The sequence below is a fragment of the Kurthia sp. ISK08 genome (genome assembly GCF_046159805.1).
Taxonomy (GTDB): Bacteria; Bacillota; Bacilli; order Bacillales_A; family Planococcaceae; genus Kurthia; species Kurthia gibsonii.
In genome coordinates this window covers 430339-445459 of the sequence record NZ_JBJXHL010000002.1, presented here as the reverse complement: position 1 = coordinate 445459, position 15121 = coordinate 430339, and the positions used below count along the sequence as shown (strand labels likewise).

14 protein-coding genes are annotated in these 15121 nt (G+C 35.1%); 4 read left to right on the top strand and 10 right to left on the bottom strand.

The genetic code is table 11. The features are described 5' to 3' along the window. Positions 1-14: 14 nt before the first annotated feature. Together ACKVQX_RS05775 and aroQ are read right to left on the bottom strand one after the other, a co-directional pair. Positions 15-1076, bottom strand: coding sequence for a Xaa-Pro peptidase family protein (locus ACKVQX_RS05775; protein ID WP_068452958.1), 1062 nt, complete (start codon positions 1074-1076; stop codon positions 15-17). Then, complete coding sequence (gene aroQ / locus ACKVQX_RS05770; RefSeq protein ID WP_285215104.1) at positions 1077-1520, bottom strand: type II 3-dehydroquinate dehydratase; 444 nt, start codon at positions 1518-1520, stop codon at positions 1077-1079. Between the two features lie 217 nt (positions 1521-1737). Between aroQ and ACKVQX_RS05765 the strand changes: the two genes are divergently transcribed. After that, complete coding sequence (locus ACKVQX_RS05765; protein ID WP_087680458.1) at positions 1738-2637, top strand: DUF1385 domain-containing protein; 900 nt, start codon at positions 1738-1740, stop codon at positions 2635-2637. 19 nt (positions 2638-2656) lie between these two features. After that, a complete protein-coding gene (locus ACKVQX_RS05760; RefSeq protein ID WP_087680248.1) occupies positions 2657-2848 on the top strand; it encodes a hypothetical protein in 192 nt (63 codons plus the stop codon). A gap of 87 nt (positions 2849-2935) precedes the next feature. Here the strand turns inward: ACKVQX_RS05760 and ACKVQX_RS05755 are convergent, their stop codons facing one another. Together ACKVQX_RS05755 and ACKVQX_RS05750 are read right to left on the bottom strand one after the other, a co-directional pair. Further along, complete coding sequence (locus ACKVQX_RS05755; RefSeq protein WP_068452952.1) at positions 2936-3277, bottom strand: hypothetical protein; 342 nt, start codon at positions 3275-3277, stop codon at positions 2936-2938. 133 nt (positions 3278-3410) lie between these two features. Beyond that, positions 3411-4244, bottom strand: a complete 834-nt coding sequence (locus ACKVQX_RS05750) for a biotin/lipoate A/B protein ligase family protein (RefSeq protein WP_409136079.1) — start codon at positions 4242-4244, stop codon at positions 3411-3413. Positions 4245-4393: 149 nt separating this feature from the next. Between ACKVQX_RS05750 and ACKVQX_RS05745 the strand changes: the two genes are divergently transcribed. Further along, complete coding sequence (locus ACKVQX_RS05745) at positions 4394-4780, top strand: rhodanese-like domain-containing protein (RefSeq protein WP_068452948.1); 387 nt, start codon at positions 4394-4396, stop codon at positions 4778-4780. A gap of 101 nt (positions 4781-4881) precedes the next feature. Beyond that, on the top strand, positions 4882-6153 hold the full coding sequence (locus ACKVQX_RS05740) for an ATP-binding protein (RefSeq protein WP_068452945.1): 1272 nt from the start codon (positions 4882-4884) through the stop codon (positions 6151-6153). Positions 6154-6201: 48 nt separating this feature from the next. Here the strand turns inward: ACKVQX_RS05740 and ACKVQX_RS05735 are convergent, their stop codons facing one another. The 6 genes from ACKVQX_RS05735 to gcvPA all read right to left on the bottom strand — a co-directional run bounded on the left by ACKVQX_RS05735 (position 6202) and on the right by gcvPA (position 15115). Continuing rightward, positions 6202-7689 carry a phytoene desaturase family protein gene (locus ACKVQX_RS05735; RefSeq protein WP_409136078.1) on the bottom strand — a complete coding sequence of 496 codons (1488 nt, stop codon included), beginning with the start codon at positions 7687-7689 and terminating at the stop codon, positions 6202-6204. Between the two features lies 1 nt (position 7690). After that, positions 7691-8410: a hypothetical protein gene (locus ACKVQX_RS05730; RefSeq protein ID WP_068452939.1), complete on the bottom strand. Its 720-nt coding sequence runs from the start codon at positions 8408-8410 to the stop codon at positions 7691-7693. Between the two features lie 15 nt (positions 8411-8425). Further along, a complete protein-coding gene (locus ACKVQX_RS05725) occupies positions 8426-9139 on the bottom strand; it encodes a hypothetical protein (RefSeq protein WP_068452936.1) in 714 nt (237 codons plus the stop codon). 12 nt (positions 9140-9151) lie between these two features. Continuing rightward, positions 9152-12157, bottom strand: a complete 3006-nt coding sequence (locus ACKVQX_RS05720; RefSeq protein ID WP_368633974.1) for a hypothetical protein — start codon at positions 12155-12157, stop codon at positions 9152-9154. Positions 12158-12294: 137 nt separating this feature from the next. After that, the gene (gene gcvPB, locus ACKVQX_RS05715; protein ID WP_068452930.1) at positions 12295-13755 is read right to left on the bottom strand and encodes an aminomethyl-transferring glycine dehydrogenase subunit GcvPB; all 1461 of its coding nucleotides are present in this window, start codon (positions 13753-13755) and stop codon (positions 12295-12297) included. Beyond that, positions 13748-15115 (bottom strand): aminomethyl-transferring glycine dehydrogenase subunit GcvPA, encoded by a 1368-nt coding sequence (gcvPA, locus tag ACKVQX_RS05710; protein ID WP_068452927.1) that lies wholly within the window; start codon positions 15113-15115, stop codon positions 13748-13750. The genes gcvPB and gcvPA overlap by 8 nt, the downstream gene beginning before the upstream one ends. Positions 15116-15121 lie beyond the last annotated feature (6 nt).

The window sequence follows — 15121 nt, the reverse complement described above, 5'->3', positions numbered from 1 at the left end:
CTCCAAATACTAATTTATAAAATAATTAACTCTTTAGGCGCATGCGTCAATACGTCATTCCCATCTGCTGTAATCAGCAAATCATCTTCAATGCGTACGCCGCCAATACCTGGTAAATAGATTCCTGGTTCACAAGTTACAGTCATCCCAGCCTCTAATCGATGATTGGAGCGATGAGATAAACCTGGTCCTTCATGTACCTCTAAACCTATTCCATGACCTGTAGAGTGACCAAATGCTTCTCCATAGCCATGCGAACGAATCACATCGCGTACAACCGCATCTGCTTCCACACCCGTCATTCCCGGCTTAAAGGTTTTGACACCCACCAACTGGGCTTCTAAAACAATTTCGTAAATCTCTTTTAATTGTTGCGATGGCTGGCCGACTGCTACTGTACGTGTTGTATCCGACACATACCCATTATATAACGCACCATAGTCTAAAGTGACAAAGTCGCCCTTCTCAATTATTTTATCAGTTGCTACGCCATGTGGCAATGCCGAGCGAACACCTGATGCAACAATCGTATCGAATGAAGAAGAGGTTGCTCCTGATTTACGCATAAAGAACTCCAATTCATTCGCGATTTCAAGCTCAGTTACGCCCGGACGAATTTGCGGTAGAATATGCTCAAATGCTGCATCTACAATGTCACAAGCGACTTTTATTATTCTAATTTCTTCAGGCGTCTTAATCAAGCGGATTTTTTCGATTACATCTGCAAGACCTACTAAATTCTTCGTAATAAATTTCTCGTATAATAAAAACTGTGCATACGTAATATGTTCTTTTTCAAAACCAAGTGTTTGAATGTTTAAATTACGTACATATGATGCTATTTCTTCTACTAAAGTTGCTTTGTGTTGGACAGCATGAAAATCGGTGACTTCTCTTTCTGCTTGCTCAATGTACCGAAAATCCGTAATAAACAGCGCCTCACTCTTTGTTACGAGCGCAATACCTGTCGAACCTGTAAAGCCTGTCATATAGCGTACATTATATGGATTCGTAATTAAAAAGCCATCTACTTTTTGTGAAGCGATTAATGCGCGCAACTTTTCTAAACGATTCATTTATTTTTGCCCCTTTTGTTTCGATAAGAACATGCGTAGTGCCGCTTCATATCCGTATAAGCCTAGACCACTAATTTGCCCTACACAAACAGGCGCTAAATAGGAGTGATGACGAAACGATTCTCTCTGATGAATATTTGAAATATGCACTTCAATCACAGGTACTTCTACACCTGCAATGGCGTCACGAAGCGCAACACTTGTATGTGTATAAGCACCTGGATTAAAAATAATACCGTCTACTTCGCCGTCCTCTGCTTCATAAATCCAATCAATTAACTCACCTTCATGATTCGATTGCTTTAATTCAATTGTCGCTCCTTTAGCTACTGCTACTTCTGATAAACTTAACTCAAGATCCGCAAGTGTCTCATATCCGTAAATTGCTGGTTCACGTTTACCAAGACGATTTAGATTTGGACCATTTAAACATAGGTAATGCATGAAAAATCTCCCCTTTTTTCCTAATTGATTGTATTCATTCTATCATATATTTCGTAAGTCGTAGGTTTTTCAACGATGTAAAGGATTTTTCTAGAGTTTATCATCATTTTCTAGTACAATTGAAGAAGTTTTAATCTTATACATAGAGAGCGGTGTGAAATTGAATCAAGAAAAAAATACAACTGTATATGGTGGTCAAGCGCTCGTTGAAGGTGTCATGATGGGTGGTGGACAACATACGGTTTCTGCAATTCGTCGTAACGATGGTTCGATTGATTACTATTACGCTAAGCGCGTAAAAAATCCAACGTATCAAAAAATGAAGAAAATCCCTTTTGTTAGAGGCATTGTTGCACTGATTGAATCAGCTGCAAACGGATCGAAACATTTACAGTTTGCGAGCGATCGATATGATGTGACACCAGGGGAAGAATTGTCAAAAGAAGAAAAAGAAAAGAACATGTCGAAGTTACAGCTTTGGCTCGGTGTAGCAGCGATTGGTATTCTTTCTTTCTTATTCGGAAAATTTATTTTCACACTTATTCCAATTTTTCTAGCAAATAGTTTAAAAAGTATTTTTCCTAGTGACACAGCACAAATTCTAGTAGAGAGTGGCTTTAAACTCATTCTACTTGTATCCTATATTTATCTCGTATCACTAACACCGATTATTAAGCGGGTTTTCCAATATCATGGCTCTGAACATAAGGTCATTAATTGTTATGAAAACGGCCTAGAACTAACCGTTGAAAATGTACAAAAGCAATCTCGCTTACATTATCGCTGTGGCTCAAGTTTTATGCTGTTTACTGTATTTGTCGCGATGGTTCTTTATTTCTTTGTACCAACGGATCCACTTTGGTTACGATTAGTAGACCGCATTTTATTAATACCTGTCGTACTTGGTATCTCTTTTGAAGTATTACAAGCGACAAATGCTTGCCGTGATATTCCTATACTACGCTTTTTAGGATATCCAGGTTTATGGTTACAACTTTTAACAACAAAAGAACCACAAGATGATCAAGTAGAAGTAGCAATTGCTTCATTTAAAAAATTAAAAGAAGTAGAGCAAAATCCTGAAATCATCCAAACAATGAATCAAGATTCGAATTAATTAAAATGAGGTGTTTATTATGAGGAAACTCGGCTTTAATATGCTCTTTTTCTGCGTTATTGCTCTTGTGCTTTATATGATGGATGTCGTAAGTGGAAAAATCATTTTATACGTGCTAGTACCTATTCTACTTCTGTTCATGTTAGTGACCGCACTCCAAACATATAAAGTCTATAAAAGATTACTTGAAGAACAAAAGCAATCACGCTAAATCAATTAAACACCTTAGACGAATCAACAAAAAAGGTCGTAACGTACGTGTATCAAACACGCCATGTTACGACCTTTGTAGTTAGCTCTATTTTTTCATGCGACGTAGCATATATGTAATCCCATACCCTGCACCGAATAAAGCAAAGTAATACACACCATAAATCGTATTATTTCCACCAATGACAACGAAGAAAATAATAATGAATGCAATCAATGAAATCCCGATTGCTGGAATCACTGAATAGTGATGAATCGCACAAGATACACCTTGTATAATAAATGTAATCGGATACACAATAATCAATGATAAACTAAAAATCGCTAGGTTTTCTTTATCTGTACCGAATGCACCAAACATCGTTAAGGCACTAATTGAAAACATCGCAAAGGCAGGCAAGAAATAAGCTGCCAACTTGTTCAAATTCAACTTTATTCACTCCTTTATTTCTACGTTTTTTATCATACCATAATCTATTTCATGAGAAGAATAATTGCTGTAAAAAAAGCGTGTGATTTATAGAAAAAAATCGCGCTATACAGCACGATTTTCTCCTTCTATATTAATATTTATCGTTCCATTCAGTTGAACGGTATTTTGTTTCGGCTAATTGTTCTACAAATTGCTGCTGTTCGGCTGTTAATTCGTATGGTACTAACTCAATATCAAGCGCTTCTTGGAATCCATTATAGAATGCTTCGATACACTCTTGAACTGTTACAGTTCGATTGGCTAAACTATTAATACTTACGGCTTTTTCAGGTAATTTATGACGCATACGTTCACGCGCTTCATCACTTTTAAATTTAAAAACAGATAGTAATTTTTCTGCATCTAAATCGATTAAAATGGCACCATGTTGTAAAATAACACCTTCTTGACGTGTTTGCGCGCTACCTGCTACTTTTTTTCCTTCTACGACTAACTCATACCAACTCGGTGCATCAAAACATACGGCACTTTTCGGTTTTGCGAGCGCTTCTTTTTGCTCATTGGTTTCAGGTATTGAGAAATAAGCATCTAAACCGAGATTTTGGAAACCTTTTAATAGGCCTTCACTCAGTACACGATATGCTTCCGTTACCGACTTTGGCATATTTGGATAGTTTTCAGATACGATGATACTATATGTAAGCTCATGTTCATGTAAAACGGCACGTCCCCCTGTTGGTCGACGAACAAATCCTAAATTCAACTTCTCTAATTGATCGAAGTCAATATCTCTCTTTGCTTTTTGGAAATAGCCAACAGATAATGTCGCTGGGTTCCATTCATAAAAACGAATCATCGGTGGTAACTTTTCTTCAGCATGCCAATGTAATAACGCCTCGTCTAAAGCCATATTATACGCAGGATCACATGGTCCCGAATTGATGAAATACCATTGTTTTGTCACTTATATCTCTCCCTTCCAATCTTAGCCTACTCATTTTATCAAACAATTAAGGTAATTACTATACAATTCCTCTTTTACCACGGAACATCATAGACGAATTTGATTCATTCTCTTATAATAGTATTGTAGAAAGAAAGGGGAATTTACTCGTGAGCTGGTTATACAGTATTATCATTATTTTAGTCGTGCTTGTTGCGTTCATTTTGATTAATGGTTTCCGTTCAAAAAGAGCTGTAACAACACTATCTGAAGAAGATTTCAAGGCGGGATACCGCAAAGCGCAACTAATTGATGTGCGTGAGAAAAAAGAATTTGAAGATGGTCATATTTTAGGTGCGCGTAATCTACCATCTACACAACTTCGTACACGCTACAAAGAATTGCGTCAAGACATTCCAATTTACTTGTACTGTGACAATGCAGGTCGTAGTGCACGTGCAGCACTTTTCTTAAAAGGTAAAGGATACAAAAACCTTTATCAACTTGAAGGCGGCTTCAAAAAATGGTCTGGTAAAGTAAAATATTCACGTAAATAATGTATAAAGAGATTTTGGCAAAATTGTCAAAGTCTCTTTTTTGATTTACTTTTAACTTTTATGTTAAAATATTGATGTATTTCTTTTATTAGGAGGAGTTTGTGATTTATTCTTATTTATATCCATTTACTGAAGATGTTTCAAAAGAGTTACCGAACTATGCAGAATATGCTTCGTTCTTTAAACGTATTACACATATTTTAAATGAGCGCATTGAAACAACATGGCGACCATTAAAATTAGTTTTAAATAATTCTCAGTTCGATCAACATATTATCGAATTAATGCATAAAGACTTACTAAAATTCGAAGTTCTTACCTATTTATATGAAGCAGAACCAACCTATAATTTAGAACCATTATCGTGGTTACAACAAGATGATGCACTGCATGAATTTATTACATTTGATAATAAACTCATTTATTATCCTAATTATGAAGTAGCCATTGCACCAGCAACACTATTTTGTGAGGACTCATGGCGAGAAGAAGAAATCTGTTACTTCGCTCCGTCTTCTGAACATATGAAGAAGTTCATTGATGGCGTGAATAAACAATTGCGTAATGTGCTTATGTCTCAAGTATCATATTTAGTCGATACAGACGATGGTTTACGCCGTAGTAATTTAGGCGAATATGGTGATATTTCACGCGAAGATGTATTTTTAGATGAGCAATTAAAGCGTAATATTTTCCGTTCAATTGATGAATTCTTTAAAGATGACGGACAGTTTTATAAGCACTACAACATTCCATATAAGCGTGGTATTTTATTATATGGTTCACCAGGTAATGGGAAAACAACACTTGTAAAGTCAATTACTGGTTCTGTCGATGCACCTGTTGTTTATTGGCAGATTACGGAGCATACAGACAGTGAATCGATTCAAGAAGTTTTCCGTTTAGTTAGCTCACTGTCTCCTGCAATTCTTGTCATTGAAGATATTGAATCAATGCCTGAATATGCACGCTCTGTCTTTTTAAATGCACTAGATGGAGCACAGTCGCGTCATGGTGTATTCGTCATTGGGACAACAAATTATCCTGAACGCATTGATCCAGCTCTCATCAATCGTGCTGGACGTTTTGACCGAGCTTACGAAATTAAAAACCCAAATAAAGAGATGCGCCTGCATTATTTACAAAAACTTGATCAACAGCACATCTTCACAGAGGAGCAACTTGAACATGCTGCAAAATTATCGAAAAAATTATCGATGTCTCAATTGAATGAATTCTATATTTCTGTAGCACTTAACTGGCACTATGACCAAGAGTTGAACTACGAAGAAGTCATTACAGACCTTCAAAAACAACGTAAAAATACGGAACGAAATGAATGGGAAGAAGACGAACATACAATCGGGTTTTAATCTATACAAAAACTGCTGAATGATGCATTAAGTCATTCAGCAGTTTTTTTAAATTAGTGGATTTTCACGTGCTTCTTCAATAATACTCGTAGCAAGATGAATGCCATTTTTTAATGCTTCTGTTGAACCTGCGGGATGACTTGTGTCCACTAATGTAAAGTATAACCCTTTAATTTCATCACTTTTAACAGGTGGACGAATGTAGGCAGCCGCGAACGTTTTCGAAATAGCTCCATGTATGCCACCTTTCGTTGAATTGAATCGATTTTTTAAATCTTTGGATGTCCAGACTTTTTCTTCTACAATCGATTCTTCTAAGTCAAAACCATATTTTTTCAATTCGCTCACTAAATGATGCCGGTAAGAAGCAATGCTCGCTCGATAAGAAGTCGAGTATAAATCATTTGTTGGAATTGACACCATCAGCACTAAACAATCACCCGATTTAAAACGCTCAGGTTCTTGAAAAGCAGGATTATAAATATAAATGGTCGGATTTTCAGCAAATTCTCCATTTAAAATTTGTTCTACTTCTCTTTCCACATCACTTGAAAATAAAACAGTATGGGTTTTTAAGTTCGTATAGCGATCTAATCCAAGTAGTAAAACAAATTGAGATAAATTATTTTCCCCTGTTACAATGAATTTTTCTCTTTCATTCATAACTGTAAAATCGGATAAGAGCGTATCGCTATTTAATAGTTGCGCACTACTAATTAATACATAGTCTGATTCAATACTCAGATTTTCGTTAATTTGGATACCTTCTACTTGGTTATTTTTCAAATGTATTTTTGTAATTTCTTTTTCGGTATAAATTTTAACTCCTAATTCGATAGCTAGCTTTTTTAATGCACAAGGTATCTCCCTTGTTCCACCCTTCACATAAAAGACATCTGCCGTTAGTATGGGGTATAGAAAAGCAGCAAAAAATGCAGGTGTAGACCTCGCTAACATTTCACCACGATTTGCGTATTTCGCAAGTAATTGAATAATTTGTTCATTCTCAAAATATTTACGTAAAAAGTGGTCCAAACTTTGAAAAGGACGTAATTTTAAAATCAAATTACGAATAGGAATCTTTACTAATTTTGACCAATTTGTAATTTGTAAATTCATTGATAATTCATTCACTTCAAAATATAGTCGTTTTATTTCTGCTAAAAAATCGTGATAATTTTCAGCACCTGTAGCATCTACTTTTTTTAATTGTTCAATCATTTCTTCCACATTTGTAGAAAGGCAAAAATTATCGCCATTTTCAAAATAGACATGTGTATGATGTGTTAAAATTTCCAAATCAAGATAATTTTCTATATTTTTTCCTGCCATTAGAAAGATACTTTCAAGTAATTCTGGAATCGTAAAAAAAGTTGGGCCAAACTCAAAAAGATGATCTTCAAACTGTAATGCTGTAAAATTCCCACCTACTTTTTTACTTTTTTCATAGATGGTAACCTCGAAACCTTCTTTCGCAAGTAGAATGGACGCTGTTAGTCCACTTAACCCCGCACCAATAATCGATACTTTTTTCATATCAGCTGCCCTCCTCTACTTTTGTTTTTGAAACGACGATAATGCTCATCATGATAAAAAAAGCAACAACACCGGTTTCCCAAAGACCTACGCGTAAAGCGATGATGATTGGTATACTCATAATCGAAACAAAAACTCCAATCATATAATTCTGCAATGTGATCGAATACTTAACAAGCCAAATCATTTCTAAAAATAATAAGATGATATAATAAATAATTGAAAACCCAATAATAATAAAGTACCCACTTAATTGAATTTCAAAATGATAGTATGAAAAATCACCTATATAATAGCGATTAAACAATGCAAAAATTGGAATGATAAAAAAATGTATAACAATAATGATAAAAAAGCTAAAAACCGTGCGCATAGCGAGAGGCATTTGATATGTAAAAGCTTGTATGATTGCAATACTCACAAGCCATAAACTAGCAATTGCCATGTATAATAAGTGTTCATATGCACCACCACTTTTGATGAAAGGAAGAAGGCTTCCGTAAGACATAATACTATATACTGAAATCCATACAAATAAAGCATATAACAGTCCCTTTTTAACACCAAATAATGTACTAAAGTAAAGTGTTGCGATGATGGCTGCATATAATAACATTAATAATAACATCCACCAGTCTCTTTTAGAAAGAATTGGAAGCATAATGAGCAGTAGAACGATTAAATTTACAATATAAAAAATAATAAATACATTCTTTTTCATTATGCTTCTCTCCTTTTAAGTTAAACGAACAAACTGACTCGCTAGTGGATTCCAAATAGAATACGTTTCAGTCCCTTGATCACGACTTAATAAACAGACTTCTTGAACAGATAATACTTTATTCGTTGTATTCATTTCGTAAACAACATCTTCAATTTGAATCGCTTCATACTGACTGCTTAATGATTCTCCTGTTACTTTTGTATAAAATGATTGAATACATCCTTTTTCCAAAAACGAATGAGAGAAATCCATTTTTTGTTGTTTACTTACAGCTGGATGAATCAAGTGCTCACGAGGTAAGAATTGATTGACTTCTTCAATCCATTGATCTGTCACAGGTTCCCAATAACAAGTAAAGGTTTTGATATGGTGTTGTAAGGAAGCACAGCCATCAATTGCACTTTCTTTACCTAAATCTGTTAATTCATACTGTTCTTGATTTACGATGATTGCCCCGTCTGCTAGTAACAACGCAATATTTTCTCGTAAATCCTCCTCTTGAAAACCAAGCATATCTTGTAACAAATCTTCATTTAATGATGATAGCGCTAAAAAACGAAGAATTTGTTCGGCGAAAATCGAATACTTTTTTTTCGCTTGAAAATGAATTGTCACTTGATATGCATTAATCGGCAGTTCGTATGGTGTAATTTTTTGAATACTATATAAATCTGCCATTTGTTTTTCAGTTAATAATTCATACATCACGTCTAGTGTATATTTCATCTAGTTACCTCCTTACACAGATAATTGGTCTTGTTCACAGTCGATTACATAAGGTTTTTCTACTTGTTCATAAATCGCTACATAATCTTTAAGAGGGTTCATCTGTAAATGTTCATAAATCTCTTGTCTTTCTATATAACTAAAACCTTGTAAACGTAGATTTTGTTCAAACATCTCTAAATCTACTAAAGAGCGCTCACTTAAATCTGTCGTAACAAAAGCTATATGTCTATGTTGTTGACATAGTAATAACATATCCAACCAAGTATATTGAACATCTTCAAACAAGAAGAGATCGCTTGATTGTTTCGAATGAAGTTCTGCTGTAAAACGCAAACGACTTTTTTGTGTAATCAATTGATACCAACGTCCTTCATATTCTTCTAAAGTCAATTGATTTCGCCATACTTGCATTGCATGTTGCTGTTCTAGATGACGTGTTTTATTCATTGCTTTTCTTTCAATATCTACTTGGATTTTTTGTGCTTCTTTAAATAATACTTGGTGATGTGCTTTGAAAATTTTCAATTGTTGTTGTAATTCTTCTTGTTGCATATGAATAACGTGATTTGCTTGATTGAATTGTTCAATTACCGCTTTCGAATTTACAATATCATGCTGTAACAAATCCATCTGTATGTTCATCTCTTCTTTGTTTTTAATCACAACTGCTGTTTTTTCTTCATATTGAGACGCTAAAGATAAAACATACGTTTCCGCTTCTTCTACCATGCGCTCATGTTCTTCAAGTACATCATACTTTGATAACAATTCCGTTTTATATTGTTTCCGAGCATTTTCTAAATCCTCTAACGTATCATATTGCTGACTACGACCAGAAGTTGTTTGTTTACTTAGCTTCACGGTTTTACGCATGGCTGAAATATCTTGATTCGCTGTTTCGATGACGCCTTCATATTCTTTTTTTGCTTGTTCTAAACGATTAATAAAATCATCCATTTTTGTTTGCAGCATGCGCACATCTTGGTCAAAACGAAATTCAATACGTTCCGCATAATCTAGTTGTATCATTAATTTCTGTTCTAGTTTTTCTTTTTCTTGTTTCATACCTGCTAAAGCATATGTTAATTTACGGACACTTTCCACAACATGTTCTTTCCAACGATTTTTTGCTTTGTAGTTAATCCCTAATGATAGTGGTTTATTATCGAGTAAACCCAATAATTGTGTTAATTGATCTTCTGCATAATGACGATCATAATGTGCGTTCGGCTCATCTGGAATCACGAATGAAATTCCAACCTTTTTCAATTCATCTTCTACATATGGGGACTGGTCATTTAAACGCTCTTCAACTGCTTCAATACCATTAAATTTTTCTAAATAAATTTGGGTTAGTTCTGCATAAGAACTTGCAAATTGTAAATCCATTGGGATATCTAAAAATTCAGCAGTTTTTTTAACTTTTTGAATTAATGCTTGAACATGCTCTACTTGTTGATTTGTCAAAAATAATTGGTGTTCTGTTATCATGTCTTCCACATATTTTTTTCCAGTATGCTGATCTGTTTGAATACGTTCAATTTTAAGTTCACAATCTCGGATAATTATTTGTGAACTTTCAATTTTTTTCACTGCTTCAATATTATCTGTATAAGAAGGAATTTCTTGATTAAAAATTAACCATTCTTGCTCTAAATCTTGATAATACTGAATTTTTTCTTCTTTTTCGCGTTGTAAATCTTTTACACGCTGCTGTTGCTCATGCCATGCATCTTCTAATTCAAAACGTTCTTGCATTAATTGATCATTTTTAAAAGCTAATCGCTCTTGTTCCTGTTCATATTGTGTGATGGCTTCTTGCATTTGGGTGATTTTTTGAAGATTTTTTTCTTCTTCTTCTTTTAAATACTGCTGTGTTTGTTCAACTCTACTTACATATTGCATATTTTGTTGTAACTTTTCATTATAGTGAATCAACGCTTTTTGCTGTATTTTTTCTTCACGTTCACTTAATGCATTCGATACTGTCGTGATTTCTACTGTATTTTTTTCAATCAATGGTGTTTTTACATATTGAATTGCCTTATCTGCTCGACCATCTGCATGAATCGGTAGTAAATGAACATATTTTTCAGATAATTTTTGTGCCAAATCATATTGATGAATCGATAAAGTCAATTGTTCATGACTATCAACAAGTTGATTCACCATATGTTGAATACCTTGTTCTATATCATCTTTCATCATCGTAAGACCTGAAAAGTTGGTTTGGGTATGGTATGGATTTAATAGTGGATGGTGAATTTGGGGGCAATGCATATGTGCATCGTGTATAGCTCGCAAACGTCCTCGTAGAATGAGTAATTCATTATATTCTTTTTCTTTGTATAAATAAACTGTATCAATTGAATCACCAAAAACAACTGTTGCATCTTGTAAAAATAGACGATTTTCTTCTACATTCATCTCATCACATCGAGCAATTTTTTCGAATTGATCTCCAATACGCTTCCACACTTCTTGACCTTTTTGTTGCTTCGAAGTGAGAGGTGTTTCATATAACGTAATTGTTAAAACTTCTTGTGCTTTTTCAATTGAAGCGACACTATACGGATAATGAGCTTGTTCCATTAAATAATCAATATATGTTGACCAGCTATTTAACTTCTTTAAAATACGTTGCTCGCTTTCACTAGAAGGTAATGTATAAAAAGCTGTCCAAAACTCTGAAGATAGCGTACTTTTTGGTTCATTCAAATGAAGGTCGATTAATAGATAGGCATCATCTATAGGCAGTTCACACTGGATTGTTGCATCTATAATTTCAAAAACTGATATACTCGCTTTTACAAGTAATTGTATCGGATGTTGTGATGCGTGATGTTGTATAAATACACCTAAAAAATGAGCATCTTGTGTTACTTGTGGGTAGCGTATAACTTTTGCTTCGCCTTCAAAATCTTTCAATAACATGTCGACTGTTCGTCCATCTTCTAGCAATTGTGATGGATTATTTTGATCCAATTGCCATTCTGCTTTTACTTTTTCCATCATCAGCACATCGCTCCTTTATTTCAATTCTCTGTTCAATCTATACCCTCTCCGTTCTAAATTTAACAATATTATCAAAATTTGAACACTTTTATACAAAATAAAAGAAGCTAAGGATGTCTCCCTAGCTTCTTTTGTACTTATGCTTTTTGATAGCGTAATACAGGATTACGTGCAGCACGTGTTTCATCTAGACGGTTAATGACCGTTGTATGTGGTGCTTCCTGTACGATTTCTGGATTTTCTTCTGTTTCTTTTGCAATTTGAATCATTGCATCACAGAATTCATCTAATGTTTCTTTTGATTCTGTTTCAGTTGGCTCAATCATCAATGCTTCTTCCACATTTAATGGGAAGTAAGTTGTTGGTGGGTGGTAGCCAAAGTCTAACAGACGTTTTGCGATATCAAGTGTACGTACACCTAATTTCTTTTGACGACTCGCACTTAATACAAACTCATGTTTACAGTGTTGTTTGTACGGAAGTTCGAAGTATGGTTCTAAACGACGCATCATATAGTTTGCGTTTACAACTGCTTGTTCAGTTACAGCTTTTAAGCCGTCTGGACCCATTGTACGAATGTAAGTGTAAGCTCGTACATTAATACCGAAGTTACCATAGTAAGGTTTTACGCGACCAATTGTTTGTGGACGATTGTAATCAAACGCAAATCCTTCTTCTGTTTTAACTAATACAGGTGTTGGTAAGAATGGAATTAAGTCTGCTTTTACGCCTACAGGACCTGAACCAGGACCACCGCCACCATGTGGACCAGTGAATGTTTTGTGTAAGTTTAAGTGTACACAGTCAAAGCCCATATCTCCCGGACGCGCTTTAGACATTACAGCATTTAAGTTAGCACCATCATAGTAAACTTTACCACCTACTGAGTGAATGATATCTGCAATTTCAAGGATATCTTCTTCAAATAGACCAAGTGTGTTAGGATTTGTTAACATAAGTGCTGCTGTATCGTCGCCCACTTTTGTTTTTAAATCTTCTAAATCGACAAGACCATTTTCAGCTGTTTTAACTGTAACTGTATCAAAACCTGCAACTGCAGCAGAAGCTGGGTTTGTACCATGCGCTGAGTCTGGAACAAGTACTTTTGTACGTTGTACATCACCATTTGCTTCGTGGAATGCACGGATCATCATTAATGCTGTCCACTCACCATGTGCTCCAGCTGCTGGTTGAAGCGTTACTTCATCCATACCTGTAATCTCTACAAGATGTTCTTGTAAATCATACATTAACTCCATTGCACCTTGAACAGTTGACTCATCTTGTAATGGATGGATGTTTGCAAACCCTGAGAAACGCGCAACAGCTTCATTAATTTTCGGATTGTACTTCATCGTACAAGAACCAAGTGGGTAGAACCCTGAGTCTACACCATGGTTACGATTTGATAATGCTGTATAGTGACGCATAATATCTAATTCTGATAGCTCTGGTAATTCAGCTGCTTCTTCACGAATTAATGAAGAAGGAAGGATCTCTGATAAATCTACTTCTGGTACATCTAGTTCTGTTAAGCTATATCCTGTACGACCTTCTTTTGAAAGTTCGAATACTAATGGTTGATTATCCTTATGCATGTTGAGCCTCCATTTCTGCAACAACTGCGCTCGTTTCAGCGACTAATTCGTCGATTTCTTCTTTCGAGCGTTGTTCTGTTACACAAATTAATGAATGTTTTGCTAAGTTTTCATTTACGCGTTTCAAATCAAAACCACCGATGATGTGTTTTTCAAATAATGCTTTATTCAATTCTGTTACATCTACTTTTGTATTTACAACGATTTCGTTGAAATGAGCACCTTTAAATGTTACATCGAAGCCTGCTTTTTCAAACGCTTCTTTTGCATAGTGTGTTTTCAAAATATTTTGTTTCGCCATTTCTTGCATACCTTTTTTGCCAAGAGCTGTCATCGCTACAGAAGCAGCTAATGCATTTAAGGCTTGGTTCGAACAAATATTTGAAGTCGCTTTTTCACGACGAATGTGCTGCTCACGTGCTTGTAATGTTAATACATAACCACGACGACCTTCTAAATCAACTGTTTCCCCTACTAAACGACCTGGTACTTTACGCATTAACTTTGTTGTTGTTGCAAAGAAACCACAGTGTGGGCCACCAAATGCTTCAGAGATACCGAATGGCTGTGCATCACCAACTGTAATATCTGCACCTAATTTACCTGGAGGTGTTAGGATTGCAAGTGATAATGGATTAGATGATACAACTGATAAACCTTTTACTGCATGAATTAGTTCTGATACTTTACCTAAATCTTCTACTTGACCATAGAAGTTTGGATATTGAACTAATACAGCAGCTGTTTGATCATCGATTAATGATTCAAGAGCTTCCATATCTGTTACACCATCTTTAGCAGGAACAGTTACTACCTCAATCGATTGACCGTATGCATATGTTGTAACAACGTCTTTTGAAATTGGGTTTACTGTATCAGAAACTAAGATTTTTTTACGGCGTGTATGTGCAGCAGCTAACATACCAGCTTCTGCTAATGCTGTTCCGCCGTCATACATTGACGAGTTTGCTAAATCCATACCTGTTAATTCAGCAATCATTGTTTGGAATTCAAAAATAGCTTGTAATTCACCTTGTGAAATTTCTGGTTGGTAAGGTGTATAAGCTGTATAGAATTCTGAACGTGAAATCACATGGTCCACAATAACTGGTTTGTAGTGGTCATAAACACCTGCACCTAAGAATGACGTATATTCGTCATGGCTCGCATTTTTCTTTGCTAACGCTGATAATTCTTTTAATAAAGCTGTTTCAGATTTAGCTGGTTTAATATTATACTCACCTTTAAAACGAACTTTTTCCGGAATATCGGCAAATAATTCATCTACAGATGAAACGCCAATAACGTCTAACATTTCTTTTTGATCTTGTTCCGTCATTGGTAAATAACGATGCTTCATAGGTAA

What these genes read in the sequence shown, in the direction of transcription:
- ACKVQX_RS05760 (WP_087680248.1), top strand. Translation starts at nt 2,657, where the DNA reads ATGAGGAAACTCGGCTTTAATATGCTCTTTTTCTGCGTTATTGCTCTT.
- ACKVQX_RS05725 (WP_068452936.1), bottom strand. Translation starts at nt 9,139, where the DNA reads ATGAAATATACACTAGACGTGATGTATGAATTATTAACTGAAAAACAA.
- ACKVQX_RS05730 (WP_068452939.1), bottom strand. Translation starts at nt 8,410, where the DNA reads ATGAAAAAGAATGTATTTATTATTTTTTATATTGTAAATTTAATCGTT.
- ACKVQX_RS05720 (WP_368633974.1), bottom strand. Translation starts at nt 12,157, where the DNA reads ATGATGGAAAAAGTAAAAGCAGAATGGCAATTGGATCAAAATAATCCA.
- gcvPA (WP_068452927.1), bottom strand. Translation starts at nt 15,115, where the DNA reads ATGAAGCATCGTTATTTACCAATGACGGAACAAGATCAAAAAGAAATG.
- aroQ (WP_285215104.1), bottom strand. Translation starts at nt 1,520, where the DNA reads ATGCATTACCTATGTTTAAATGGTCCAAATCTAAATCGTCTTGGTAAA.
- gcvPB (WP_068452930.1), bottom strand. Translation starts at nt 13,755, where the DNA reads ATGCATAAGGATAATCAACCATTAGTATTCGAACTTTCAAAAGAAGGT.
- ACKVQX_RS05735 (WP_409136078.1), bottom strand. Translation starts at nt 7,689, where the DNA reads ATGAAAAAAGTATCGATTATTGGTGCGGGGTTAAGTGGACTAACAGCG.
- ACKVQX_RS05765 (WP_087680458.1), top strand. Translation starts at nt 1,738, where the DNA reads ATGATGGGTGGTGGACAACATACGGTTTCTGCAATTCGTCGTAACGAT.
- ACKVQX_RS05775 (WP_068452958.1), bottom strand. Translation starts at nt 1,076, where the DNA reads ATGAATCGTTTAGAAAAGTTGCGCGCATTAATCGCTTCACAAAAAGTA.